15 protein-coding genes are annotated in these 24,412 nt (G+C 66.1%); 3 read left to right on the forward strand and 12 right to left on the reverse strand.

The features are described 5' to 3' along the window. Positions 1 to 121: 121 nt before the first annotated feature. The gene (locus tag AC1RP5_RS18960) at positions 122 to 1,168 is read left to right on the forward strand and encodes a LysR family transcriptional regulator (RefSeq protein WP_493113092.1); all 1,047 of its coding nucleotides are present in this window, start codon (positions 122 to 124) and stop codon (positions 1,166 to 1,168) included. Here the strand turns inward: AC1RP5_RS18960 and AC1RP5_RS18965 are convergent. Genes AC1RP5_RS18965 through AC1RP5_RS18980 form a run of 4 tightly spaced genes read right to left on the reverse strand, consistent with a single transcriptional unit; the run spans position 1,150 to position 5,040 of the window. Beyond that, complete coding sequence (locus AC1RP5_RS18965) at positions 1,150 to 2,154, reverse strand: FAD-binding oxidoreductase (protein WP_493113094.1); 1,005 nt, start codon at positions 2,152 to 2,154, stop codon at positions 1,150 to 1,152. The two genes, AC1RP5_RS18960 and AC1RP5_RS18965, sit on opposite strands and share 19 nt — an antisense overlap. Before the next feature lie 8 nt (positions 2,155 to 2,162). Then, positions 2,163 to 3,200, reverse strand: coding sequence for a 2,5-dihydroxypyridine 5,6-dioxygenase NicX family protein (locus AC1RP5_RS18970; protein WP_493113096.1), 1,038 nt, complete (start codon positions 3,198 to 3,200; stop codon positions 2,163 to 2,165). A gap of 23 nt (positions 3,201 to 3,223) precedes the next feature. Next, positions 3,224 to 3,859, reverse strand: coding sequence for a flavin reductase family protein (locus tag AC1RP5_RS18975; RefSeq protein ID WP_493113098.1), 636 nt, complete (start codon positions 3,857 to 3,859; stop codon positions 3,224 to 3,226). Positions 3,860 to 3,870: 11 nt separating this feature from the next. Then, entirely contained in the window at positions 3,871 to 5,040 is a 1,170-nt protein-coding gene (locus tag AC1RP5_RS18980) for an aromatic ring-hydroxylating oxygenase subunit alpha (RefSeq protein WP_493113100.1), read from the reverse strand. A gap of 207 nt (positions 5,041 to 5,247) precedes the next feature. Between AC1RP5_RS18980 and AC1RP5_RS18985 the strand changes: the two genes are divergently transcribed. Together AC1RP5_RS18985 and AC1RP5_RS18990 are read left to right on the forward strand one after the other, a co-directional pair. Continuing rightward, entirely contained in the window at positions 5,248 to 5,559 is a 312-nt protein-coding gene (locus tag AC1RP5_RS18985) for a non-heme iron oxygenase ferredoxin subunit (protein WP_493113102.1), read from the forward strand. A gap of 33 nt (positions 5,560 to 5,592) precedes the next feature. Continuing rightward, entirely contained in the window at positions 5,593 to 6,372 is a 780-nt protein-coding gene (locus tag AC1RP5_RS18990) for an alpha/beta fold hydrolase (RefSeq protein ID WP_493113104.1), read from the forward strand. A 36-nt stretch (positions 6,373 to 6,408) separates the two neighbouring features. On the opposite strand, the gene AC1RP5_RS18995 is transcribed toward AC1RP5_RS18990, so the two are convergent. The 8 genes from AC1RP5_RS18995 to AC1RP5_RS19030 form a co-directional block, all read right to left on the reverse strand. Continuing rightward, positions 6,409 to 6,681, reverse strand: a complete 273-nt coding sequence (locus tag AC1RP5_RS18995; protein WP_493113106.1) for a hypothetical protein — start codon at positions 6,679 to 6,681, stop codon at positions 6,409 to 6,411. Between the two features lie 187 nt (positions 6,682 to 6,868). Next, positions 6,869 to 14,623, reverse strand: coding sequence for a beta strand repeat-containing protein (locus AC1RP5_RS19000; RefSeq protein ID WP_493113108.1), 7,755 nt, complete (start codon positions 14,621 to 14,623; stop codon positions 6,869 to 6,871). 245 nt (positions 14,624 to 14,868) lie between these two features. Further along, positions 14,869 to 15,954, reverse strand: coding sequence for an amidohydrolase family protein (locus AC1RP5_RS19005; RefSeq protein ID WP_493113109.1), 1,086 nt, complete (start codon positions 15,952 to 15,954; stop codon positions 14,869 to 14,871). Positions 15,955 to 15,966: 12 nt separating this feature from the next. After that, complete coding sequence (locus AC1RP5_RS19010; protein WP_493113110.1) at positions 15,967 to 16,956, reverse strand: Bug family tripartite tricarboxylate transporter substrate binding protein; 990 nt, start codon at positions 16,954 to 16,956, stop codon at positions 15,967 to 15,969. A 131-nt stretch (positions 16,957 to 17,087) separates the two neighbouring features. Beyond that, positions 17,088 to 18,995, reverse strand: a complete 1,908-nt coding sequence (gene htpG / locus AC1RP5_RS19015; RefSeq protein ID WP_493113112.1) for a molecular chaperone HtpG — start codon at positions 18,993 to 18,995, stop codon at positions 17,088 to 17,090. A gap of 50 nt (positions 18,996 to 19,045) precedes the next feature. After that, positions 19,046 to 21,889: an autotransporter outer membrane beta-barrel domain-containing protein gene (locus tag AC1RP5_RS19020; RefSeq protein ID WP_493113114.1), complete on the reverse strand. Its 2,844-nt coding sequence runs from the start codon at positions 21,887 to 21,889 to the stop codon at positions 19,046 to 19,048. Between the two features lie 135 nt (positions 21,890 to 22,024). Next, positions 22,025 to 22,558 (reverse strand): inorganic diphosphatase, encoded by a 534-nt coding sequence (gene ppa / locus AC1RP5_RS19025; protein WP_493113115.1) that lies wholly within the window; start codon positions 22,556 to 22,558, stop codon positions 22,025 to 22,027. 104 nt (positions 22,559 to 22,662) lie between these two features. Beyond that, on the reverse strand, positions 22,663 to 24,330 hold the full coding sequence (locus AC1RP5_RS19030) for an MFS transporter (RefSeq protein ID WP_493113116.1): 1,668 nt from the start codon (positions 24,328 to 24,330) through the stop codon (positions 22,663 to 22,665). Positions 24,331 to 24,412 lie beyond the last annotated feature (82 nt).

Here is a 24,412-nt window from a genome sequence, read left to right on the forward strand (position 1 = left end):
ATGGCCATCCCCTTGATCTTTTGACAATTAGCCTACAGACCCGATGCATGAGGCAAATTGATATTTTCAATGACGAAAACAATAATTTTGATATTCAGATTTTGACACCCTTAGGAACCAGATGGCCAAGCAACCCACGCACCAAGTCCGCTCCATCGAGGGGCTCGCCCGGAAAATAAACTGGAACCTGCTGCATATGTTCGTCGTGGTCGCCGAGCAGCAGAGCCTGTCGCGCGCCGCCGACGTGCTGGGTCGCGGGCAGCCTGCGGTCAGTGCGGCGCTGAAGAAGCTGGAAGAAAGGCTCGACTGCAAGCTGGCCATCCGCGGCCCCACCAACTTCGCGCTGACGCCTGCCGGCGAAGTTCTCTACCGGGAGGCGCGCGAGATCGCCAACGGCATCGACCGCATCTCGCTGTTGATCGCCGATCTCAGCGGTGAACTTACCGGCACCGTGCATCTGGCGATGGCCAGCCACATGACGAGCCCCCTGCTCAACGAGGCATTCGCGGAGTTCCATCGGCGACATCCCAAGGCCACCTTCCTCACGACGGTGATGTCGAGCCCCGACATCATGAAGGCGATGGCGGCGAGCACCATCCATTTCGCCATCACGCCGCTCTACCAGACACCCGACCAGTTCGAGTGCTTTCACCTGTTCCGCGAGCATTGCGCCTTCTATTGCGGGCCGACGCACCGGCTGTTCGGCCGCCGCGACGTCACGCCCGCCGAGCTGCGCAACGAAGCATCGGTAAGCTACTACCGCCCCACCACGATCTCCTACACGCTGCAGACGATCGCTGACGCGCACGCCGAAATGCAGCTCGCCGAGCCCGCCGTCGCGGTGTCGAACCACATGGAGGAAGTCCGGCGCATGATCGTCGCCGGCGTCGGCATCGGCGTGATCCCCATCCACATCGCGGCGCGTGACGAGAAGGACGGGCTATTGTGGCGGTTGCCGCCCTACAAGCCGATGATGCCGGTCGACATCTTCATGATCACCAACCCGCGCGTTCAGCCCAGCCGGGTCGAGCAGTCGCTGATCGATGTCATCAAGGAATTGGTGGATGCCCGGCCGCTGAAGGAGCGGACCTATCCGGAGGCACTCGGCCTGTCCTATTCGCCGCCCACGCTCGCGCGGGCGCGCAAGGGTCAGAAGAACCGGTCGTAATGGATGCGGTCGGCCGGCACGGATCGGCCGCGGGCCAGCAACGACACCACCGCCTCGGCCATCGGCGGCGGGCCCGCGAGATAGAAGTCGGCGTGGTGGAAGGTCTCTTCCGGCAGGTCGGCGACCAGCTCATGGACCATGCCGGTGCGACCGGCCCACTTCGAATCCTCGTTCGAGACGATCGGATGGAAGCGCAACCGGCCGCCCAGCCGTGGGAGATCGCGCAGCATCGCCTCGCCGCAGATATCGTCGGCCGACCGGCCGCCGTAGAAGAAGTCGAAGCTGCCGCCATGCTGCGGCCCCAGGCGATCGAGCCCCCGCGCGATGCCGATCATAGGCGACAGGCCGGAACCGCCGGCAATGCACACGACATTCCGGGCCGTGGCCGTCCGCAGATAGGCGCGGCCATAGGGCCCGTCGAGGGTGATCCGGGCGCCCGGACGCAGGTCGAACAGAACCGATGTCGCGGCGCCGTCGCGAACCCGCCGGATGATGAAATGCCATTCGCCGCCTTCGTTGGCGACGTTCGACATCGAATAAGCCCGCATCGATCCCAGGCCGGGCAGCGACAGCAACGCATACTGGCCCGGCAGGAAGTTGGCCGGCCGTTCGGTGCGGAAGCGAAACTCGCGCATGTCGTGGGTGAGATCCTCGACCGCTTCGAGGGTGGCGCTGATCCGTTCGGGCAACGGCGCCTCCGAGGCATCGCCGCGGCCGATCATCTTGATGCGGCAGTCCGAAGCCGGCTGCGACTGGCAGGCGAGATAGCGGCGACGGCCACGGTCGCGCTCCGACAGGCCCGGCGCCGCCGGCCAGGCGTCGACGATCTCGCCTTCGACCAGCTCGAACTTGCAGCTACCGCAGCCGCCGGCATTGCATTCGTAGGCGAGCGACAGGCCCGCGCGCAGGCCCGCCCGCAACAGCGCATCGTCGGCCGCGCAGTCGAAGGCGGCGCCGAGCCGGTCCTCGTGGATGCGGTAGGCCACGCGGCGTCCTAGTCCAGTCGCCGTGACAAGGCTTCGTGCAACTTGGCGAGCCGGCCCGGCCCCACGAAGTCGCCGTTCTTCACGAGCTGGACGTCGCCGACCCAGAGCGACTGGTCGAGGACGATGCCGTCGGGATGGTTCTCCCCGCCGCCCGGCTCCCACCAGGGCAGGCCCATGCCGATCGCGTTCGAGCCCGGAACGCGGATATCTTCGATAAACTGCCGCTGGGTGAGCATCGTGCCAGGATGGAAGCCCAGGGTGAAATGGACGAAGTAGCCATAGTCGCCCTTGCCACCCGCGCGGCGCAGCGCCCGCCCGAAGCTCGGCCGATCCTCGGTGCCGCCGCCGCTGAAGCCTTTGATCTTGCCGTCGACCTCGATGGTGATCGGCTCGCGCAAGGTCCGGTAATATTCGTCGAACAGCGCCTGGATGACGATCTTGCCCTTCACGCTGTCCATCACCGGATAGAAGCTCTGCGTGCCCGGCACCGTATTCATGCCCGGGCTCTGGCAGACGCGCTGGCGGATCATCTTCAGCTTGTCGAGCGTCAGCGTGACGTCGGTGCCCCTGGGACAAGTGAAGCGCACCTGCTGGCCCGCCGCCTCGGCGAAGAACTCCGCCAGCGCCACGTTGAAGTCCATCATCGCCGGGAAGTCGACGCAGCCGTAGAGGCGTTCGAAACTGTCGGCCTCCGCGAGCGCCAGCAGCGCATAGCGGCAGCGGTTGGCGTCCATCGCCGCCGAGTGCGCGCCCGAGCCGGCATGGTAGGGAAAACAGAAGTCGAACCAGACGTCGCAGGCGATCGCCGCGGCCTTGAGCGCGTCGGAAACATAGGGATCCGCCAGCCCGCCCTGGAACGGCAGTTGCGGCGCAACCGCGATGAGAGGCTTTCCTCCGGCCTGGATCACCGTATCGGCGACCGCCTGGATCAGCTTGCCCTCGGTCGCCGTGTCTGCGGTGATGAGCACGGTCTCGCCATTGCCCACCGCGAAGTGCTTGTTGACCAGGTTGTCTGCCGCACGCAGCAACCGCTTCGACGTGAACATGGGCACTCCCTTGGCTTGTGAGCTCAGGCGCTCTCGACAGTCACACGTGTGGGTCGGGGCATGGTGAAGGTCTCGCGCACCACCGCGTATTCCTGGTAGCCAAGCCGCGCGATCGGCTCGAGCCGGTCGATCTTCAGCAGCCCGTCCTGCAGGAGATGGTCGGCGATGTGGACGCCCAGCACCTCGCCCAGCACCATGCAGTTGTCGACGCCGCCGAACGATCCCGGCATCGAGATCACCTTGACCAGGCGACACTCCAGGTGGAGCGGCGACTCCTTCACCCGCGGCGGACGCACCAGTTGCGACGGCTCCTTGGTCAATCGCGCCAGCTCGAACTCGTCGACATCGCTGCCCGCCGGTGCGGAGGACACGTTCAGCGCCTCGCGCAAACCATAGGTCGCGACGTTGATCACGAACTCGCCGACGTCGCGCACCGCGCGCAGCGAATCCTTCTCGCCGCCTTCGGCGTGGGCGCCGACCGGGCAATAGATCACCAGCGGCGGATGCTCGCTCACCAGGTTGAAGAAGCTGAACGGCGCCAGGTTGACCCGGCCCTTGCCGTCGATCGTCGACACCCAACCGATCGGCCGAGGCACGACGCACTGCTTCAGCGGGTTATGCGGCAGCCCATGATCGTTGCGGGCGCATTCGTAGAACATCGCCCCAGCCCCTACTCGGCCGCAGCGGCCATCTGCCGTTCGCCGTAGATCCGGTCGAGATTGTGCAGGATGAAATGCTGCACGCCCTTCTCGAGCCGGCTCATGCGGCCGGGGACAAAGTGCTTGGCCCGCGACGCGTTCTGCAGCGACTCGACCATGGCCACGTCCTCGCCGAGGATCTTGTCGCTCATCTCGAGGAACTGCGCCTTCACCTCGGGGAAGTTCGGCGCCTCGACGATGTGTCTCGGGAAGACGATGAACTGCTTCATGATCATCGTGTTCGCGTCGACCGGCCAAGACGAATAGAGCATCACGTAGTCGGGCCGCACGAAGAAGTTCACGTTGGGCGTGATGACGCCCGCCTGCGAGAAGCGCGGCGGCTTGTCCTTGAGCGCCGGGATCGGCTCGACGAAGACCTCGCCTGACTTGGTGTGCGAGCCCGCGTCATACTCGTTGATGAAGACCTGGCCGCGCTTGCGCGTCTCGTAGGGCACGTCGGTCGTCTTCATGTAGCGGCCGATCGTGTCCTTGTGCAGGACGCCGATGTGATAGAAGTCGATGAAATTCTCGACCATCAGCTTCCAGTTGCAGCTGAGCGGGATGTCGCGCTGGATGCCGAGACGCATCGGCTCCATGTCGATATAGCCGAACTTCTCCGCGAACTCGGCGATGAAGGTCTCGAACTTCTCGGGCGTCTTGTTCAGCGACACGAACACCCAGCCCTGGAAGGTCTCGCAGGGCAGTTCCGGCAGCTTGCAGTTCTTGCGGTCGAAGCCTTCGGAGTCGCGCATGTACGGCGCGCCGATCAGCTGTCCCTCGAGATTGTAGAGCCAGCCGTGATAGGGGCAGGTGAATTCCTTGGTGTTGCCCGCGCCGCTGGCGACTTCCACGCCGCGATGGAGGCAGGTGTTGGAATAGGCCGCGATCCTACCATCGGCGGTCCGGCACAGCAGGACCGGCTGCTCGACGATGCGGAAGGTCTTGTAGTCGCCGGGGTTTGCGATTTCCTCGGCGCGGCCGATGCACAGCCAATCCTCACCGAAGATCACCTGCTTCTCGCGCTCCAGCACGGCGGGATCGTGATACATCTCGCCGGTCGGGTGGGCCGCCTGCGTAATGGGCAGGAACGTCTTGGCGTAGGAACCTTCGCTGCCGCCGACCGTCTTGCTCGTCCTGTCCATTCCTTGGCCCTCTTGCTAGTTCGCCAAGCATGACGGTGCCCCGCCCTATTCTCAAATCGATACGATCTATAACAATATCGATGATGTTGATGATGGGTGTGGAACGGAATTGACTCGAGTCCGGGCCGGATGGTCTATCTCGCTCAAGGTACATCGAAGTTATCGATAGTAATTATATCGATATCAGACTGATTGATGCGAGGATGAATGACGACCTGGCATAAGGCGGCGGAGACGAGCGCGTTGGCCGACAAGGACGTGATCGGCGTCGAGGTGGCCGGCGAGGAGATCGCGATCTTCCGCCTCGAGGATGGCTACTTCGCCACCGCCAACATCTGCACCCACCAGTTCGCCTTCCTCTCGGAAGGGTATGTCGAGAAGGGATGCGTGGAATGCCCGCTGCACCAGGCGTTCTTCGACATCCGCACCGGCGCCGTCGTCGAGGGCCCGCCCGAAGTGCCCCTGAAGACCTTCCCCCTCAAGATCGAGGGGACGGACATCTTCATCGCCCTGAACTGACGCACACACGATTTATCCTAAGAGGCCTCCACCATGGCTCTGCCGATCCGCTCCGACTATTCGATCGTGGGAAACGGTCCCGCGGTGTTCCTGACGCACGGTGTCGGCGCGCGCCGCCAGGTCTGGGAAGGCATCGTCGCGAAGCTCTCGCCCTATTTCCGGTGCATCTCCTACGACCTCAGGGGCCATGGCGGATCCGAGGGCGCTGATGCGCCGTTTGGCCTCGATGAGTTCGTCGCGGACCTCGAAGCGCTGCGGGCGCAGCTCGGCATCGAGCAGGCGCATTTCATCGGCCATTCCCTGGGCGGCATGATCGTCCCGGCCTATGCGCGCGCCCATCCCGAACGGATCAAATCGCTGGGCCTGATCTGCACGGCGGCGTTCCGCAGCCCCGAAGCGAAGCTCAACAGCGCGAATTTCGTGAAGAAGATCGAGGCGGAAGGCATGCCGGGCATCCTCGATACGATGCTCGATCGGTGGTTCACCGACGAATTCAGGCGCGATCATCCCGATGTCGTCGAGATGAGAAAGTCACAGATGCTGAACGCCGACCCGCGGGTCTATCTCGAGACCTACCGCGTCTTCGCAACGACCGACACGGGCCCCTGGCTGAACGAGATCGCCGCACCAACCCTCGTGATGACGGGAGAGTTCGATCCCGGCTGCAGCCCCGCCCTCAACGAGAAGATCGCGGCGGCCCTGCCGAAGTCCGAGCTGGTGATCCTGCCCCACCTGAGGCACTCGGTCCTCGTCGAGGCGCCGGACCTGATCGGCGACCTGTTCCTGCGATTCCTGCGCTCCGCCGGCGCCTGAGCGCCGGCGCTTCGGCTCGCACCCGGGCGCCGGGCTTCAGCCGGCGAGAGCGGTCAGCTGGTCGATTGCCGACTGCCGTTCGGCGATGAGCGCCTCGCGTTCGGCTTTGAGTTCGCCGATGCGGCGGTTCAGGTACTGGCGGCGACGGCGGATCAGGCCGGCCTGTTGGGGATCGACACTGGCCTCCAGCGCGGCTCTCGATTCGGTGCCTTCATCCTGCAGGCTGGTAAGCTCCGCCTTCAATTCCGCAAGCCGGTCCGTGCAGTAGTTCCTCGACTGCACCAGACCACGCTTCATATCCTCAGCCATTCAGTCCCCCGCTGCTGTGGGCCATCCGCCACGGCCGCACTATGCGGGAGACTGGCCGCCGGACCAATACCCCAGGGCGACGGAACTCGCCGCCCCGGGTTACACTACGAAGAAATCGGTGTGGTCCAGCGTTCCGGTGAGGTTGGTGATCGTGGCGAACTTCACCGCCGCCACGCCCCCTGCCCCGCTAGACCACGAAGAAGTCGGTATGGTCGAGCGTGCCCGTGACACTGGTGACAGTCGCGAACTTCACAGCCGCTGCACCGCCCAGGCCGTCGGCATCGTAATAGAGGCCCTTGGTACTGGCGTTGTAGAGGATCCGGTCGTCCGCCTCGAGCGCCACCGAGCCCAGGTTGAAGGCGCCGGCGTCGAGTTCACCCAGCCCGAGGGCACCGAAGATGTCGTGGGCGAGCTGGATCGTGTCGCCGGCATGGTCGAACTTCACGATGCGGTCGACGTTCGCCCCGCCCAGCGCGGTGCTGAACCGGAACGTGTCGCCACCACCGCCGCCGTTCAGCGTGTCCTTGCCCAGACCGCCATCCAGCACGTTGTGGCCTTCGTTGCCCGTCAGGCTGTTGTCGAGATCGTTGCCCGTGCCGTTGATGTCGCCCGACCCGGCGAGGATCAGCTTCTCGACATTGGCCGTCAGCCCGTAGGTCACCGACGCACGCACCGTGTCGACACCACTGAGAAGGCCCGCGCCTTCCGTCACCAGGTCGCCGGCATCGTTCACATAATAGGTATCGTCGCCATCGCCGCCCGCCAGGAGGTCGGCGCCGAGGCCGCCGTCCAGAAGGTCGTTGCCGCCACCGCCGTTCAGATGGTCGATGCCGTCGCCGCCGAAGATGGCATTGGCGAGGTTGTTGCCCGTGATCGTCAGGCCATCGGTACCCGAGACGCGGAGGGTCTCGATCGCAACACCATCGGCCAGCGTGTAGTCCGAGGTGGTGCGGATCGTGTCGGTGCCCGACGAATCGGTCACAACGTCGCCGGCATTGTCGACATAGAACGTGTCGTTGCCGGCGCCGCCGTCCATCATGTCGGCGCCCAGCCCGCCGTTCAGCAGGTCGTTGCCGTCGCCGCCGATCAGATGATCGACGCCCACACCGCCATAGATCGCGTTGGCGAGTTCGTTGCCCGTCAGGGTCAGCCCCGCCGTACCCGAGACGTACATCTTCTCGATCGACAGGCCGCTTGCCAGCTCGTAGCTCGCCGTCGTGCGGATCGTGTCGGTGCCGGTCGTCTCGAAGATCACGTCGCCGGCATTGTCGACATAGTAGGTATCGTTGCCGGCCCCGCCGCTCATCACATCGGTATTGGCACCGCCATCGAGCTTGTCGTTGCCGTTGCCGCCGTTCAGCGTGTCGTGCCCGGCGCCGCCGAACAGCATGTTTGCCAGCTCATTGCCGGTCAGGGTGAGGCCGGCCGTGGTGAGGCCGGAGACACGCAGATACTCGATCTGCTGGCCCATCGTGAGCGTGTAGTCGGCGGTGGTGCGGATCGTGTCCGTGCCGCCCGTGTCGCTCACCACGTCGTGTTCGTCGTCGACGTAATAGGTGTCGTTGCCGGTGCCACCCTCCATCGTGTCGGCGCCCAGACCGCCATCGAGCTTGTCGTTGCCGCTGCCGCCGATCAGGTGATCGCCGCCGTCCGCTCCGAACAGGGCAACGCCGCGGTCGTTGGCCGTCAGGGTCAGGCCGGTCGAGCCGGCCAGCGCTCGCAGGTATTCGATTTCCTGGTCTGGCGTCAGGGTGAAGTCGACAGTGGTGTAGATCGTGTCGTTGCCCTCGCCCGCCTCCTCGATCACCACATCGCCGGCATTGTCGACGAAGTATTTGTCGTTGCCCAAGCCGCCGGTCATCGTGTCGGCGCCGGGACCACCGTTCAGGATATCGTTGCCGCCATAGCCGTTCAGCACGTCGTCGCGATACGTCGCGGTGGGCTGGCCCGGCACGGTATCGTTCACCGTGATCGTGTCGTTACCGGAAGTGCCCTCGACGGTGACGATGGGCACCGTAACGTCCTGTTCGACATCGACCACGGCATTGCCGAACTCGTAGCGATCGAACGTGCCGTCCGGACTGGTGAACGACCCGGTCTTCATCCACTGCGGGTCGGAGAACAGCACCGTGTCGTCGCCGTCGCCCAGCACCGTGAGGATATGCTTGCCGCCCACGGTTTCGCCGATGCCACCGAGCACGGCCGCCTGGCTGATCCGCACGTCGTTGGCGCCGGTGCCGGTAAGATCGATCCGCTCGATGCCTTCGAGCTTCGCCGCGATCAGCGGGTTTTCGAGATGGAGGCTGAGGCCGGCGTCGCTCAGCACCAGCGTGTCGATACCGTTGCCGCCATCGGCCAGGCGGAAATTCGTGTCGTGCACCACGATCTGGTCGTCGCCCGCGCCGGCGTGGAACACGTCGGCCCCGCCGCCGCCGGTCAGCACGTCGTTGCCGGTGCCGCCGATGAAGACTTCCGCCGCGGCCGTGCCGACCAAGGTCACGACTGTACCGAAGGCAGAGCCGAACACGATGTAGCTCTCGCCGGTCTCGTAGTAAGCCACCGGTGCGCCGATGATGATGTCGTCGTAGCCGTCGCCGTTCACGTCGCCCGCCGAGGCGGCCGAGCGCGGCGAGCCGGGATCGAACAAGTCGCCCTCGGCCCGAATTCCGTCCAGGCGCAGGCCGGCATCGCCGTCCAGCTCCCTGAGATCGAGCATCGCGTCGAAGCCCGCGGCCTTGCCGAAGATCAGGTAGACCGAGCCCGATCCGTTGCCGGTCGATTCCGTGCCCGGCGACACGACCAGCAGGTCATCGAACCCGTCACCGTTGAAGTCGCCCGCCGAGGCGACGGTGATGCCCACCCCGCCGACGCCGATCATCTTGAAGCCGTTGTGGCCGTTGAGGCTCGAAAGCTCGACGTTGGCGTCGAAGCCGCCGGACTTGCCGAACACGACGTAGGCGACGCCGGCATGGTAGCCAACCGGCACGCTCGCGCCGTAGGCGCCGATCACGATGTCGCCGAACCCGTCGCCGTTGATGTCGCCCGCCGCGGCGACCGAGGTGCCGGCGAAGTCGCCCGCGCGCTCGCCGGTCACCTTGAAGCCGTTGCTGCCGTTCAGCAGCCGTACGTCGAACGACGACGGGAAACCCGCTGTCGTCCCGAACACGATGTAGCCCGCGCCGTTCTGGTAGCCGTTCGCGTAGTCGAACTTGGCGCCGACGAACAGGTCGTCGATGCCGTCGCCATTGACGTCACCCGCCGCGGCGACCGACCAGCCGATGCCGGATCCCTGGCTGATCTTGAAGCCGTCCGCCGCGCTCATGCTCTCGAGGGCGATGTTGGCCGCGAAGCCCGACGCCTTCCCGTAGATCACATAGGCGGCGCCGATGCCCGGGGCCGCGGGAGCGTACCAGGCGCCGACGATCATGTCGTCGAAGCCGTCGCCGTTGATGTCGCCCGCCGATGAGACCGACCAGCCGGCGCGCGCCCAGTTGCCACTGCCGGTCAGCTTGAAGCCATCTGTGCCGTTCAGGGCGCCGAGGTCGACGTTGAGAGGAATGCCCGACGCCTTGCCGAACACGACATAGGCCTGGCCGGAATGGTAGCCGCCGGCATCGGAGCGATAGGCGCCGACGATCACGTCGGCAAACCCGTCGCCATTCACGTCGCCTGCCGAGGCGACCGACCAGCCCGCCGAACCGGCGGCAGCGCTGCCGGGGCCCACCAGCTTGAAACCGGTGCTGACCTGCAGGTTGCCCGCGCCCGTGGGGTTGGTCGGATTGAAGAAGGGCGTGAGGTCGAACAACGCGGGGAAGCCCGACGCCGAGCCATAAACGACATAGGCCGAGCCGGCCCTGGGATCGACCGAGCCGCCGGCCTGAGGCGCGCCGATGATCAGGTCGTCGTAGCCGTCGCCGTTCACGTCGCCCGCCGAGGCGACCGACCAGCCGGCGCGGTTGCTGCCGTAGTCGCCCCGGATGGTGAAGCCGAAGCTGGCGATATCCGACAGGTGCCAGACGGTGGTGCTGGCGACGATCTCGACGGAGACGCCCTGCTCGACGTTCACTTCGGCGTTGCCGAACACGTAGCGATTGAAGGTGCCGGTCGCGTCGGTGAAGGAACCGCCGAGCGTCCATTGGTAATTCTCGAACCGCACCACGTCGCCGGCATTGCCCTCGACGGTGAGGATGTGCTTGCCGCCCACAGTCTCGCCGACGCCGCCCAGCACGGCGGCCTGGTTCACGCGCAGCATATTGTCGTCCGAGCCGGTGAGGTCGATGCGCTCGATGCTCTCAAGCTTCGCCGCAACCAGCGGCCTCTGGAGTTCCAGCCTGAGGCCGCCGCCGCCGAACGCCAGCGTATCGATGCCGGTGCCGCCATCGGCCGACCGGAAACCGAGATCGCCCACGACGATGCGGTCGTTGCCCGCACCGCCATGGAACGAGTCCCTGCCACCGCCGCCGGTCAGCACGTCGTCGCCGGCGCTGCCCACCAGCGCTTCGGCCGCGCCGGTGCCGCTGGTCGTCACGACCGTGTTCAGCGGATTGCCGTAGACGATGTAGGTGTCGCCCGCGCCCGAGCTGCCCGACGGCGCGCCGATCAGCAGGTCGTCGTAGCCGTCGCCGTTGACGTCGCCGGCCGAGGAGACCGAGCGGCCCGTGAGGTCGCCCGCCAGCCCGTCGATCCGCAGCACGCCCGCGGCGAGGCCGCCTGTGAGATCGACGGTCGGGTTGCCCAAGAAGTTGCCGCGGCCCAGCACCAGGTAGGTCTTGCCGGAACCCGGCGCGCCGATCAGCAGGTCGTCGAAGCCGTCACCGTTGAAGTCCCCGGCCGAGGCCACCGACGTGCCGAGCTGGTCGCCCGCCGCAAGGCCGTCGATGCGGAAGCCGTTCCAGCCGTCGATATCGCTCGTCTTCGTGAAGAAGGCGAAATCGGTGCCCTTGCCGAAGATGACATAGGCGGAGCCGGAATGGGCGCCGTTGGGGTCGGCATAGGGCGCACCGACGATGTAATCGTCATAGCCGTCGCCGTTGACGTCGCCGGCGCCCGCGAGCGAGGCGGCGAGCCCGCTGCCGCCATCGTACACCCGGTAAAGCCCGGTGATGAACTCCGTAGCTGCGAATCCCGACGCCTTGCCGAACATCAGGAAAGCGCCCTGGTTCTTGACACTGACCAGCAGGTCGTCGAACCCGTCGCCGTTGACGTCGCCGGCGCTCGCGACCGCGGTGCCCGACTGCAGGAAGCCCGGGATACTGAAGCCGTTGGTACCGTCCAGGGTCGACAGGTCGAGGTTGGCGCCAAAACCGCCTTCCTTGCCGAACACCACGTAGCTGCGGCCGCCGTTGGCGCCGCCATACTCGCCGTTATGGGCATGCGGCGCGCCGACGAAGATGTCGTCGAAACCGTCGCCGTTCACGTCGCCCGCCGACGAGACCGAATATCCCGCGAGATTGCCCGCTGCGACGCCGCTCAGCTTGAAGCCGGTGGTGCCATTCAGGCCGGAGAGATCGACCGTGGCGCCGAAGCCCGACGCCTTGCCGTACACGACATAGGCCGCGCCGGAATTGGCGCCGTGCGGATCGGCATAGGCGGCGCCCACGAAGATGTCGGCGAAGCCGTCACCGTTCACGTCGCCGGCCGAGGACACCGAGAAGCCGGCCAGGTCGCCCGCAGCGACGCCCGCCAGCTTGAAGCCGGTCGTGCCGTCGAGGGTCGAGAGATCGAAGCTCGGGCCGACACCCGAGGCCTTGCCGAACACGACATAGGCCGTGCCCGAATCGGTGCCGTGCGGATCGGCGCCCGTGGCGCCGACGATGAAGTCCTCGAAGCCGTCGCCGTTCACGTCGCCCAGCGACGCGACCGACCAGGCGCTCTGGTCGCCCGTCGCGCCCGTGAGCTTGCCGCCGTCGGCGCCGTTCAGGTCCGCGAGGCTGAGCGTCTGCGCGAACGACACGCTCATGTAGGAGTCGACCTCGACGACGGCGTTGCCGAGCGTGTAGCGCAGGAAGGAATAGCCGCCGTGGTCGGTATTCGAGAGCTGCTGCCAGCCGAGCCCCTTGAACTGGACCGCATCGTCGTAGCCACCCATCCAGGCGCCGGCGTCGATCTGCAGCGTGTGCTTGCCACCGGATACGAAGCCGTCGCCCAGGATCGAGGCCTCGTCGACCACGATCGTCCAGTTCCCCGGCGCGGTGATGTCGATGCGCTCGATGTCCTGAATCTTTGCGCGCATCGCGGGATCGGTGAGGTCGAGCACCATGCCGCCCACCCCGCCATTGTCGAGCTTCAGCGTGTCGAAGCCCCCGCCGCCGTCGACCAGCGCGAAGTCGAGATCGGCGACCACGATCGTATCGTCGCCCGCGCCGGCATGGAACACGTCGGCCCCGCCGCCACCCGTCAGCACGTCGTTGCCGCTGCCGCCGGTGAACACTTCGGCCGCCGGGGTGCCGGTCGTCGTCACCGGCGCAGCGGGGGTCCCCGGTACCGACGAGGTTCCGGACGGTCCGCCGAACACCACGTAGCTCGGACCGGCTCCGCCGCTGACCAGCAGATCGTCGAAGCCGTCGCTGTTCACATCGCCCGCCGACGAAACCGACGCGCCGATGCCATAGGTCATCGCGGAGTTCGACATTGCGAACCCAGCGGTGCCGTTGGACGTGCTGGCGAGAGCGACCGTGGCGGCGAAGCCCGACGCCTTTCCGAACACGACGAAGCTGAAGCCGCCGCTACTGTCGTCCCCAGGTTGACCGACGATCAGGTCGTCGAAGCCATCGCCATTGACGTCGCCGGCCGACGAGACCGAAAGACCGGTGTAGCTGGGGCCCGGCACCCCGTTCAGCCTGAAACCGTCGGTGCCGTTCGGATTGAGATCGACGCTTGCGGCAAATCCCGAGGCCTTGCCGAACATCACATAGACCGCGCCGGCATGGCTGCCGCCGACCATCGGGGATCCGACGATCAGGTCGTCGAAGCCGTCGCCATTGACGTCGCCGGCCGACGCGACCGAGGCGCCGGCCCAGCCCATCCCCAGGACGCCCTTGAGCCGGAAGCCGTTGGCGCCATCGAGCGTCGATAGATCGAGATTGGCGTCGAATACCGACGCCTTGCCGAATACCACATAGGTCGCGCCGACATCGGCGTCGGGTCCGTCCACGCCATAGGCGCCCACGATCAGGTCGTCGTAGCCGTCGCCGTTGACGTCGCCCGCGGAGGCGACGGACATGCCCGCCTTGTCACCTGTTGCCACGCCCGACAGCTTGAAGCCCGTCGTGCCGTCGAGGCCGCCGAGATCGACGTTGGCGGCGAAACCGCCGGCCTTGCCGAACACCACGTAGCTCGCGCCCGAACCGGCAGCGTTGCCCTGGGCCCCCTCGGCGCCGACGATCAGGTCGTCATAGCCGTCGCCGTTGACGTCGCCCGCGGACGCGACCGACCGGCCGGCATGTTCGCCGGCTGCGGCGCCGCTCAGCCGGAATCCGTTGGTGCCGTTCAGGGCGGAAAGATCCATCGCCGCCGCGAAGCCCCCGGTCTTGCCGAACACGACATAGCTCGCACCGGAATCGACGCCGTTCGCGTCGGCCAGCGGCGCGCCGATGATGATGTCGGCCACGCCGTCGCCATTGACGTCGCCGGCCGACGCCACCGACCAGCCGCTGAAGTCGGACGCCGCGACGCCGTTCAGGATGAAGCCATCGCTGCCGTTCAGGGTCACCGGGTCGATATAGGTGCCGAAGCCGCCGGCCTTGCCGAACACCACGTAGCTGGCGCCGGAATCGGCCCCGTTAGGGGTGCTGTGCGGCGAGCCCAGGATCATGTCGGCGAAACCGTCGCCGTTGACGTCGCCCGCCGATGCGACGATCGCGCCATAACCCGTTGGGGTCAGGAAGGTGAAGCCGGTCGTGCCGCCGAGCGACGACAGATTGATGTTCGCCGGAAATGCCACGTGCAGCCCCCAATACAAACCGCCGCTCACACGCGGCTCGGGATCGGGCCGGACGAAGCTGCTCCCCAGCAGCACCCCCCAGGGTCCTAATGGCGATATGTTTAGTGCAGAAGGTCGCTACTCACCAACAAATTGCAACCGATTGGCCCGCGGCTGCGTCCGGAACATGACGTTCGCCCTGTCTGTAAGGGTCGTAACCGCCGCGGCCTTCACTTCAACCGCGCTGCCGGCGTCGCGTGCGGGCTCTATTTTGCCCCCAGGTCGATGGCCAGAGCTTCAGGAAGACGATCGAGCCCATAGGTGCGCATGGCCGTGCCACTGAACAGGTCGGTCTTCTCGCCCGCCCCCGCGCCGGCGGCGAGACGCTTCAGCGCATTCCAGAGGATCGGGTAGCTGCACTGGCCCTTGTCGACCGGGAAGTTGCTCTCGAACATGCAGCGGTTCGCGCCGAACGCCTCGATGCAGGTCTCGATGTAGGGAGCCCAGGTCTGCGCGAGCGCTTCCGAGCCCGGCGGCTTCGGCAGCTTGTGAAAGTCGAAGCCGTTCACGAACATGGTGAGGCCACCCAGCTTCACATGCACGTTGGGCAGCGCCGCCAGTTCCAGGATGCTTTCCTTCCACCCGGGGAAGACCTCGGCCTGTTTGCCGCGGAACGGACCGATGCCCAGCGGACCGCCGCAATGGTCGACAACGAGGGTCAGTTCGGGCACCGCGCGCGCCAGCTTGATCACGTGCGGGAGCTGCGTGTGATAGCCCCAGACGTCGAGCGGCAGCCCCTGCTTCGCGAGCCTCCGCGCGCCGTCGGCGAAGGACGGATGCTCGAGCGGGCCCGGCGGCTTCATCACCAGGTTGGACGTGACGTCGGGCGACGGATGCCAGGCGGTGCGATTACGTATGCCGCAGAAGCGACCGCCGGCAATGGCGCGATGCTTCTCCAGCAGCGGCTCGACCCGGTCGCCCAGCGTGAGGTCGACCATACCGATGATGCCGGCACAGGCGCGCGTCGGCCCGTGGCGGCCGCTTGCGCTCACCGCCGCGGCGCCGGTTACGAACTCGGTCTCGCCGAGCGACTGCTCGTCGGCTGGTCCAGAGGCGCGATACATCTCGCCGCACTGGACGAAGATGGTCGCGCGGATGTCGTGGCCGCTCGCCGTATCGGCCAGCAGGTGCGGCAGCAGGTAGGAGTGTCCTCCGTCCCGCTCCCAGAGATGGTGATGCGGATCGACGATGGGCAGGCCAGGTTCGAGAATCGGTTCCTCGGTCAGCCCGAGCCAGTCTTCGCGCACGATGATCTGCCGGCCATGGCCGAGCAGCGGATCATTCTCGGCCATCGTCGTCGCTCCCTATTCGATGCGGATGTCGGCGCTCTTCACCATCTCGGCGAAGAAGGCGATCTGCTTCTCGCGGAAGGCCACGAACTCGGCCACCGTGTTGGGCTGCGTCAGCGCACCCAGCTCGGCCAGCCGCTTGGCCACGCTCTCCATCTTCATGACCGTGTTGACCTCGGTGTTGAGGCGCGAGATCAGCGCGGGATCGGTGCCGGCCGGCGCGAACATGCCGTTCCATTCCCAGGTCTCGAAGCCCGGCAGGACTTCCGAGATCGCCGGCACGCCCGGCAGCACGTCGACCGGCTTCGGCCCGGTGTGGGCCATGCACGACACGTCCTTCGACGTGAGCAGCGCGACCGTGCCGGGGACGTTGTTGAACAGGAGCGGAATGCGGCCGGCGAACAGGTCGTTCCGGACCGAGCCCATCTCCTTGTAGGGCACGTGGTTGATCTTGATGCCGGCCTTCTGGTTCAGCAGCTCGAGCGAGACATGCTGCACCGTGCCGACGCCGGTCGAGGCGCAGTCGAGCGTGCCCGGCTTGGCCTTGGCGAGCGCGATCAGTTCGGGGATCGTCTTGGCTGGGAACTGCGCGTTGCGCACCAGCGTGACCGGCGTGATCATCGTCTGGGCGATCGGCAGAAGATCGCGCTGCGTGTCGTAGGAGAGCTTGCCCGCGAACAGCGACGGGTTCACCGACTGGGCGGTGGCGTCGTAGAGCAGCGTGTAGCCGTCGTTGGGCGCGCGCGCCACGATCTGGGCGGCGATGGTGCCTGCGGCACCCGGCTTGTTGTCGACGGTGAAGGACTGGCCGAGCTTCTCGCCCAGCGCCTGGCAGTAGATGCGGCAAACGACGTCCGCGGTTCCGCCGGCGCTGTAGGCGTTGACCACGCGCACGGGCTTGTTCGGCCAGGCCTGGGCGCGTCCGATCGCCGGCGCGGCCAAGGTGCCGGCGGCTGCGGCGGCGCCCAGGAAAGTCCGGCGCCGAATGGTCACATTCGTAGACATGTAGCTTCCTCCGTCACATTGCAGTTCTTGTCGACTGTGGCGGGACTCTTCAGGCACCGCGCATTGCTCGACAAGCGCAATCGGCACCAATCCATTGCACGCCGAAACGAAAGCTCTCATGCCGGCTCGGGCTATCTGGCTCCGCGCAAGGCGCGCACGACATAGTCGTTGAGACGGCGGGCGAAGGCGGCCGGATCGGACGGGATTTCGCCGTCGAGGATGCAAGCCTGATCGAGCAGCAGGTTCGCGAGATCGTCGACATCCTGCTTGCGCTCTTCCTTCTTCGCCGCACCCAGAGCCTTGACCATTGCGTGCTTCATGTTGAGCTCGAGGATCGGCTTGGCGCCGCTGCCGCGGTTCTGGCGCTCGAGCATGCGTTCGAGTTCGCGGTCCCTGCCCTGCGCACTCGCCACCAGGCAGGAGGCACTTTCCGTGAGTCGCGTCGAAGCCCGCACCTCGGCGACCCGATCGCCCAGCACGTCCTTCGCCATCGCCAGCGTGGAGGCATCGTCCTCCGCATCGGCAGCGCTGTCGTCCTTTGCCTTCTCCGCTTCGACGAGCGGGATCAGGCCGAAGTCCACTTCGCCCTGGCTCAGCGACTTGAGCGGCTTGCCGTCGAACTCCTGCGGCAGGGTCGTCCAGAAGGCATCGACCGGATCGGTCAGCAGCAGCACCTCGACGCCGCGCGCCTTCGCCGCCTCCAGCTTCGGATTGGACTTCAGGCGATCGAGACTGTCGCCCACGAGATAGTAGATCTCGGTCTGGTTCGGTTTGAGGTCGGCCACATACTCCTTGATCGTGCGCGGCGTATCGCCGGCGGTCGAGGCGAAGCGTGCGAGGCCCAGGATCTGCGCGCGGCGTTCGCCATCTTCGTAGAGACCTTCCTTCAGGATCGAGCCGAACGTTTCCCAGATCTTCGCAAAGCCGTCGGCATCCTTCGCGGCCGTGCTTTCCAGCTCGGACAGGACACGGCCGACCAGACCGTTGCGGATCTGGCGGACCTGCGGATTGTTCTGCAGCATTTCGCGGGACAGGTTGAGCGGCAGGTCCTCGCTGTCGACGACGCCGCGCACGAAGCGCAAGTAAGCGGGCAGCAGCTCGGCATCGTCGGTGATGTAGACGCGGCGAACGTAGAGCTTCACTCGTCCCTTGCGTGCGGGATCGGTGAGATCGAACGGCGGCGTGCTGGGCACGAACAGCAGCACCGCATAGGACTGCCGTCCCTCGACCTTATAGTGCAGAGTCAACGCCGGCTCGTCGAAGGCCATCGCGATCGACCGATAGGCCTGCGTGTAGTCTTCCGGCTTCACCTCGGACTTGGAGCGCTGCCACAGCGCGCTCGCGGCATTGATCTGGCGCGCCTCGCCCTTGTCGTCGATCAGCTCGATCGGAAACAGCACATGATCGGAATAGGTGCGCACGATGCGCTCCAGCTCGTAGGGCTGGAGGTAGCGCGCGGCGTCTTCCTTGAGATGCAGCACGATCTCCGTGCCACGCGTCACGCGTGCCGCCTGTTCCGGCGTCGCCGCCGCGACCTCGAAGCCCGCGCCGCTGGCGGACGTCCACGTCCAGGCCTCGGCTGAGCCGGCCCGGCGGCTCGTCACCTCGATGCGGTCGGCGACCATGAAGGCGGCGTAGAAGCCGACGCCGAACTGGCCGATGAGGCCCAGCCCGTCCTTGGCGTCCTTCAGCCCTTTCAGGAAGGCCTTGGTGCCCGAGCGCGCCAGGGTGCCGAGATTGTCGACAAGCTCCTGCCGGTCCATGCCGATGCCGTTGTCGGCGATGGTGAGCGTCTTGGCTTCGGCATCCGGCTTGATCCGGATGGCCAGCCGCTCGTCGCCGGCCAGCAGCTCCGGCCGGGCGATGGCCTCGTAGCGGACCTTGTCGCAGGCGTCGGACGCGTTCGACACCAGCTCGCGCAGGAAGACATCGGTCTCGGAATAGACCGAATGGATCATCAGATTGAGGAGCTCGGCCACCTCGGCCTGGAACTGATGCTTCTCCGGGCCGCCCTGGCCTGCCGAACCGTCGCCGCTCATTGGCTTGTATTCCTCGCCGTCATGGATTTTCCGGCGAGGATATAGCCGCTCTACCAGGTCATGCGGAAGCCGGCCGTGAAGGCGTGCGCATTGTCCTGGCCGGAGAATTGGCCATCGTAGCGGACGTAAATCGAGGTCGACTCGGCGATGGCGGTATTGGCGGCAAAGCCCAGCACGGCGCCGTCGCGCTGCGGCGCCACACCGTAGGTCGTGAACGGCGCCACCGGTGCACCGGCGAACGACGCCGTCACCGGACGCGACGTGTCGGCATATTCATGGCTCCAGCCCAGCCGAACCTTCGCGGTGAGCCGGTCGCGCCAGCCCAGGTCGAGCGCGCCGCCGAGCTGGGCGCCGATGACGCTGCGGAACGAATTCGTCGTCTGCTGCGCGACCGAGAGATTGAGCGATCCCGCGCCCGTCTCGGTGAAGGCGTTCTGGATGCCGGTATAGGCCTGCAGCCGCACGAACGGCGTCAGGAAGGTTTCGGCCGAACCCGGCAGGTCGAAGCGATAGCCGCCTTCGATCTGGCCATAGAACTGGTTGGCGCCGGTCGTGCCGGTCGCCGTGCGCGCCGCGAGGCCGGGGATGATGATGCTGCGCGTCATGCGGTTGCCGCTGTAGGCGTAGCCGGCGATGGCATCGGCGTAGACCTTGCCTTCGCTGTAGTTCGCGTAGAGGCCGCCCTGGACGGTATCGGAACTGCCCATGCCGCTGAAGCCGCCGACCCACTGATTGGCGTTCTGGTAACCCACCGTGACGCCGACGCGCACGCTCTGGGAAACGAGGCGATCGATGCCGCCGGCGAAACCGCCCGCGCTGTAGGTGAGTGCGCCGCTGTTGCTGCCGCCGTTGCTGATCGTGCCGAGGCCGCCCAGCGCACCGCCCCAGACACCCCACAAGGCGGGCGTGCCGGCATCGCAGGCGACGTCGCAGGCTTCGGCCACTGCCACGCGGTTGGAACCGTTCAGGCTGCCGCCGCCACTCGTCTGTCCTGAGAAGTTGCCCAGGAAGAGCTGGATGCCCTGCACCATCGAGCTGGAGAAGCCGGAATAGTTCTGGCCGCTGATGGCGTTCAGCGCCGCCTGGCCCTGCTGCGTCGACAGCCCGCCGAGCGCGGTGACGACGGTTGCGTAGTTGCCGGTCGCCGTCGGCGCCGTGGCGTCGATCACCGCGCCCACCGCCGCCTGGTTGGGCGTGGCCGCGGCCTGCGAGAAGCCGCCGACCTGCAGGGTGAGATAGGCGTTGTTGGCGTCGTAGCTCAGGGTCGGGATCAGGAACGGCAAGGTGCTGACCGCCGATTGAAAGGCGCCGCTCAGGCCGCCGGTTGCGGTCACGATCGTGTAGGTGGAACGTGGCGCGAAGGTACCGGGCTGGCCGATGACCTGCAGGCCGCCGCCCAGTCTCGCGGTGCCGTCCACCTGGAGTCTGTCGGCTGCGGTCGGCGACACGCGAATGCCCATCGTGCCGACAGCCGTCTGCACGAAGGTGCCGCTGATCTGGTGCGTGGCACCTGCGCCAGCCGCGCTGATGCCCATCCAGCCGCTGTTCTCGAAACGGGCATCGGGACCGGCCGCGATCGAAACCAGGCCGTTGATGGTGCCGTTGTTGACGACCAGCGAGCCCACGGCGGTGCCGTCGGTCTGGATGGCGTAGCCGCCGGGCGCGGCGTTGATCGTGCCGGCGTTCAGCAGCGTGCTGAAATCGCCCGTCATCTGCACGGCCGTGCCGCCCACGCCCGTCACGCCGACCGTGCCGTAGTTGGTCACGACGCCGTAGGTGCCGTTGCTGATGCCGATGGCGTTGGTGCCCGACATCTGGATCGAGCCGTTGTTGACGACGTCGTCGCCCGCGCCGTTGATCGCCACCGCGCCGGCGACGCTGGACGTCAGGTTGGCCGAGTTGGTGACAGGATTGTAGAGGCCGGGGACGTAGACCGAGTAGGCCTTCGTGACGCCATTCTCGACATAGACACCGATGACATAGCCGCCGTAGGTCGAATTGCCCGACGTCACCAGGCCCCCTGGCACGGCGATCTCCGTCCAGGTCGCGACGCCCGCCGCATCGACATGGACAGCCCAGGCGTGCTGAGTGCCGTTGATGTCGAAGGAGTCGGCGACGAGGTTATAGGTGTTGGCCCGACCGCCGCTGGTGATGCCTTCGAAATGCGTGACGACGGCGCCCGGCGCATCGTAGCTCGTGAAGGTGCTGGTCGACTGATTGTAGATGTAGCCGTGCAAGGTCGGATCGGCGTAACCGCCGGCGATCCTGTTGCCGTAGACACCATAGGCCGTGGTGCTGACCGCGCCCGGCTTGTTGATATTCGTGAAGGTCGCGCTCGGAATGTCGTAGAGGAAGGCATTGCCGGTCGCGAGCATCGTGTCGTAGTTGCCGACGACCTGATTGCCGAAATTGCTGTGCGCGATCGTGTAGAGGGTCTGGTTGCCGGGGCTGCTGGGGAATTGCAGCGACGTGAGCTGCGATCCGGGCGCCGCCGCCGCATCGAACAGATAGCCGATATCGTAGGGATTGGACGCCGCGGTGATGTAGCTGCCGACGACGCGCAGGATGCCGGCCGACGAGCCGAAGCTCGGGCCGTACGGCGTGCTGCTGGTGGCGTTGGGATAGTTGGAGCTGCTGCCCGCGATCGCATACGGGAACGCCGAGACGGCACCCGAGTTCAAACCGAACAGCAAGCCGCCCGTGCCGCCGGGATACGAGAAGTTGCCCGTCATGTTGTCGCCGCGGATGCCGGTGACGGTCGTGATCTGGCTCGTGCCGTACTGATAGGTCTTGAAAGCGAGCTGGGCGTGCGCCGATCCGGAAAACAGGCCTACACTCGACACGCCGATCAGGACAATAGCCACGCCGCTGCGGACGCTCGTGGCGTCCCGCATTTTTCTCTCCCCCACGAAGCTCCCCCTTGTACGCACTTCTTGCAGATTGCTTGCGCAATCTAACAGTTTGAAGTCAGGACCTCGGAGAGAATTCGCGTAACAATTTCCGCATAGCCGGGCGCGACGCGGCGCCGGTCAGCGCTTCTTCTTGGCCCGCTCGATCGCCTCGGTGATGAGCTGGCGGGCCTCGGCGACATCGCCCCAGCCGAGCAGCTTCACCCACTTGCCGGGCTCGAGGTCCTTGTAGTGGATGAAGAAGTGCTCGATCTGCTGGCGCGTGATCTCCGGCAGGTCGGTGTAGGTCTTCACATGCACGTAGCGCTGCGTGACCTTCGACGACGGAACCGCGATGATCTTCTCGTCGCCGCCGCCATCGTCCTCCATGCGCAGCACGCCGATCGGCCGCACGTTGATCACCGCGCCGGCGATGATCGGCCGGGTGTTGGCGACCAGCACGTCGATCGGATCGCCGTCGTCCGACAGGGTATGCGGCACGAAGCCGTAATTCCCCGGGTAGCGCATGGGCGTGTAGAGGAAGCGGTCGACCACGAGGGTGCCGGCGGCCTTGTCCATCTCGTACTTGATCGGCTCGCCACCGATCGGCACTTCGATGATGGTGTTCACGTCATCGGGCGGATTGCGGCCGATGGAAATGGCGTCGAGATTCATGGCCCAATCCTGAACGAAGAGCGGCAAAAGCTCAAAAAGAAACCGGCGGCCCCCTGGGGAACCGCCGGTCTTTTATGGCTTCAAGTGTTTCCGCAGACTGCGTGTCAGTCCTCGGCGTAGATGTCGCGATCCTTGGTCTCCGGCATCAGGAACAGGCCGACCACGAGGGTCATGCCGGCGATCACGATCGGGTACCACAGGCCGGAGTAGATGTTGCCGGTCGCCGCCACGATGGCGAAGGCGGTCGGGGGCAGGAAGCCGCCGAACCAGCCGTTGCCGATATGGTACGGCAACGACATGCCGGAGTAGCGGATGCGGGTCGGGAAGAGCTCGACCAGCAGGGCCGCGATCGGGCCGTACACCATCGTCACGTAGATCACGAGGATGGTCAGGATGACGATGACCATCGTCATGTTGATCTGCTTCGGATCGGCCGTGGCCGGGTAGCCGGCGGCGCGGATGGCCGCGGTCGCCTCGGCGTTGAACGCCCGCTCCTTGGCGGCGCCCTCGGCACCGGCCTTGGCCTTGTCGAACGACGTGATGACCTTGTCGCCGATCTTGATCGTCGCCGGCGTGCCGGCCGGAGCCGACGCGTTGGAGTAGTTCACCGAGTTGCGCGCGAGGAACGACTTGGCGATGTCGCACGAGCTGGTGAAGGCTGAGGTGCCCGTCGGGTTGAACTGGAACGAGCACTCATTCGGGTCGGCGGTCACGACGACCGGCGACTTCTGGATCGCCTGCTCCAGCGCCGGGTTCACCGCGTTCGAGAGCGCGTGGAACAGCGGGAAGTAAGTGACCATGGCGAGCGCACAGCCCGCGAGGATGATCGGCTTGCGGCCGATCTTGTCCGACAGCCAGCCGAAGAAGATGAAGAACGGCGTGCCGATGGCCAGCGCCACCGCGATCACGATGTTCGACGTCGTGGCATCGAGCTTCAGGGTCTGGGTCAGGAAGAACAGGGCGTAGAACTGGCCCGTGTACCAGACCGCCGCCTGGCCGGCGGTGCCGCCGAACAGGGCGATGAGCGCGATCTTGGCGTTCTTCCACACGCCGAAGGCCTCGCGCAGCGGGGTCTTGGACCCCTTGCCCTCGGACTTCATGCGCTGGAACGCCGGCGACTCCTGGAGCTGCAGTCGGATCCAGATGGAGACGCCCAGCAGGATGATCGACAGCAGGAACGGCACGCGCCAGCCCCAAGCCGCGAACTGCTCGGGCGTGAGCGCGAGACGCAGCGCAACGACGACGATCAGCGACAGGAAGAGACCGACGGTCGCCGTCGTCTGGATCCACGAGGTGTAGAAGCCGCGGCGATCGTGCGGCGCATGCTCGGCGACGTAGGTCGCGGCGCCGCCATACTCGCCGCCCAGCGCCAAGCCCTGGAGCAGGCGGCAGGCGATGAACAGGACGGGTGCTGCGATGCCGATCGAGGCGTAGCCCGGCAGCAGGCCGACCACGAAGGTCGCGATGCCCATCAGGGTCATCGTCACGAGGAAGGTGTACTTGCGGCCGATCAGGTCGCCCAGGCTGCCGAAGAACAGCGCGCCGAACGGACGGACCGCGAAGCCGGCGGCGAAGCCCAGCAGGGTGAAGATGAAGGCGGCGGTCGGATTGACGCCGGTGAAGAAGTTGGCGGCAATGTTCGCGGCAAGCGCGCCGGCGAGATAGAAGTCATACCATTCGAAGATGGTGCCGACGGAGGAGGCGAGGATCACCTTCCTCTCTTCGCGCGTCATCGGACGTGCGCGATCGCTTGCGGTGCCTGCTACGGCCATATGCGTTTCTCCCCAAGATATCGTGGGTGCCCATACACGGACCCCAACTTGATTCTTGTGTAATTCGCACGCGCTGTGTGCT

The organism is Reyranella sp. GW821-FHT12G01 (assembly GCF_058806575.1).

Coding starts and splice junctions, on each gene's coding strand:
- AC1RP5_RS18960 (WP_493113092.1), top strand. CDS start 122: ATGGCCAAGCAACCCACGCACCAAGTCCGCTCCATCGAGGGGCTCGCC.
- AC1RP5_RS18970 (WP_493113096.1), bottom strand. CDS start 3,200: ATGTTCACGTCGAAGCGGTTGCTGCGTGCGGCAGACAACCTGGTCAAC.
- AC1RP5_RS18975 (WP_493113098.1), bottom strand. CDS start 3,859: ATGTTCTACGAATGCGCCCGCAACGATCATGGGCTGCCGCATAACCCG.
- AC1RP5_RS18980 (WP_493113100.1), bottom strand. CDS start 5,040: ATGGACAGGACGAGCAAGACGGTCGGCGGCAGCGAAGGTTCCTACGCC.
- AC1RP5_RS18985 (WP_493113102.1), top strand. CDS start 5,248: ATGACGACCTGGCATAAGGCGGCGGAGACGAGCGCGTTGGCCGACAAG.
- AC1RP5_RS18990 (WP_493113104.1), top strand. CDS start 5,593: ATGGCTCTGCCGATCCGCTCCGACTATTCGATCGTGGGAAACGGTCCC.
- AC1RP5_RS18995 (WP_493113106.1), bottom strand. CDS start 6,681: ATGGCTGAGGATATGAAGCGTGGTCTGGTGCAGTCGAGGAACTACTGC.
- AC1RP5_RS19005 (WP_493113109.1), bottom strand. CDS start 15,954: ATGGCCGAGAATGATCCGCTGCTCGGCCATGGCCGGCAGATCATCGTG.
- AC1RP5_RS19010 (WP_493113110.1), bottom strand. CDS start 16,956: ATGTCTACGAATGTGACCATTCGGCGCCGGACTTTCCTGGGCGCCGCC.
- htpG (WP_493113112.1), bottom strand. CDS start 18,995: ATGAGCGGCGACGGTTCGGCAGGCCAGGGCGGCCCGGAGAAGCATCAG.
- AC1RP5_RS19020 (WP_493113114.1), bottom strand. CDS start 21,889: ATGCGGGACGCCACGAGCGTCCGCAGCGGCGTGGCTATTGTCCTGATC.
- ppa (WP_493113115.1), bottom strand. CDS start 22,558: ATGAATCTCGACGCCATTTCCATCGGCCGCAATCCGCCCGATGACGTG.
- AC1RP5_RS19030 (WP_493113116.1), bottom strand. CDS start 24,330: ATGGCCGTAGCAGGCACCGCAAGCGATCGCGCACGTCCGATGACGCGC.